General features: G+C 69.0%; 1 protein-coding gene. It reads right to left on the bottom strand.

The genetic code is table 11. The features are described from left to right. Positions 1 to 711, bottom strand: a 711-nt coding sequence (locus tag AC3ET3_RS36010) for a S8 family serine peptidase (protein WP_435613724.1), incomplete at its 3' end; no start/stop codon positions are given. Positions 712 to 1,745: the final 1,034 nt, after the last annotated feature.

The following is a 1,745-nucleotide window of genomic DNA, read 5'->3' as shown; positions in this document are numbered from 1 at the left end:
GCTGGTCTTGCACAGGCCGGTCTTGCCGCCGCAGGCGTGGACCATGTCCTCGCCGGGGGCTGACACGTCGACCTGCGGCCCGTATTGGGACCAAGCGGTGCGGCGCAGGTCCTTTCCGACCGCCGCGACGCCTACGACACCAGGCGTGGCTCCTGGGTATTCGGGCTGGTTTCCCTCGTCCCCGCTGTTTCCCACGGCAGCGAAAACGAGCGATCCGTGATCGAGGGCGTACTTCACAGCCGCTGTTTCTTCGGGGGAGTGGGCCGTCGAGCCTGCGGAGATGTTGATGACCTGAGCGCCCGAGTCAACCGCGAAGCGAATGGCTTTGCTTGTGTAGCTCGGGCCGGCGAATGGACTGTCGTCATGTACGTCCGGCATGCGGATAGGAAGGATCTCGGCGCCGGGAGCGAGGCCGTAGGCGCCCTTTCCATCTCCGTACGCCCCAGTCCCAGCGATCAGGCCGGCCATCCCGGTGCCATGGCCGTTGTAGTCGGTGTGCTCGTCCCCCGGCTGTTTCACGGCCAGGTCCTTGCCGGGCAGCACGCGACCCTTCAGGTCCGGATTATCCGGGTCGACTCCAGTGTCCACGACAGCGACAGTGATGCCCTCACCCGTGCTGATCTTCCACATCTCGTCAGCGTGCATCGCCTCCAAGAACCACTGCTGCTCACGGGTTGACTCGGCGGTGGCTGGCGGCGCTGCCGAACCCATCAGCAGCAGGGCGAGGACGGCCACTGCCGCAGCGTGGCGGCCCGTGCATCGGGTGCCTCTGGTGCGCGTCAACTCAGCTTGCTCCGTTCCCCGGATCCCCGTACCACGTCAGTCGATGACCGGCGGAACGGCACGGCGGTCGTTTTTCTGCCAGGTCGCATCATCCTCGACCGTGCGCCGTGGGTGCCCGCTCCCTGCGCTGTTGGTCGTTGCTCTCGACGCAGGCTGAGGTGAACTGTTGGCATTACGGCGAGCTCCGTCCTCTCGCGCTTGCGTGCCGTTGGCCGCGCTGGCCCCCACCACGCCTCGCTGCCCAGCGCGGGGCACGGGCGCGACGCCCGGGGGTGGGCGGGTGCTCGCCTCCGACGACCAGCCCTCGGGGGAGGGCGCCCGCGGGCCTTCCTGCCGGGGGCGTGACAGGGCGCCCACCGACGATGCCGTTGGACGGGCCGTTCGGAGCCCGACCGGAACTGTGCGGGGGAACGCTGCGGTTCGGCGGCAAGGATGGTTGCCCTGCCACCGGTCCCCTTCCAGTCCCTGTCGGGCCGCTTTGGCCTGCGGCCGGGATGCCCTGCCTAGGTGTTCCGGTGACCGGTGTGACTGGCCCGGCCGCACCACTGACTGCCCGGCCTGCTCTCAGCCCCGGAGACGTTCCCCTGCCGTTGCCGAGCGCGGGCGGAATCACCCCTGGCTGCGATGGGGTCTCGTGCTTCACCTGGTCGGCGAAGGGCAGTCCGCTGTGTCCCTCGGTACGGGCCGGCTGGCCCTGTGGCGGCAACACGCTCACTGAGTCGATGTCGAGGTGGGGCGCCGGAGCGGTGCTCAGCGTGGACTGCTGAATCGTGGCTGCCTCTGACACGTCCGGCACCTGTCCGCGAGCGGCGCTGATCGGAGCATGGGCCCCAGGCGCCGTGGGACCAGCATCGCTGCGGCTGCCGGTCTGCCTGCTGCCTTCGCCCGTCGTGGCGAAGCCGACCGCGCCTGGTCGACTCAAATCGTCCGACCTGACATTCCGTGGTGGCTGCACCACATCA

The sequence above is a fragment of the Streptomyces sp. bgisy159 genome (assembly GCF_057707805.1).
The sequence above is the reverse complement of the archived record's forward strand: the minus strand, read 5'-3'. Positions and strand labels throughout refer to the sequence as shown.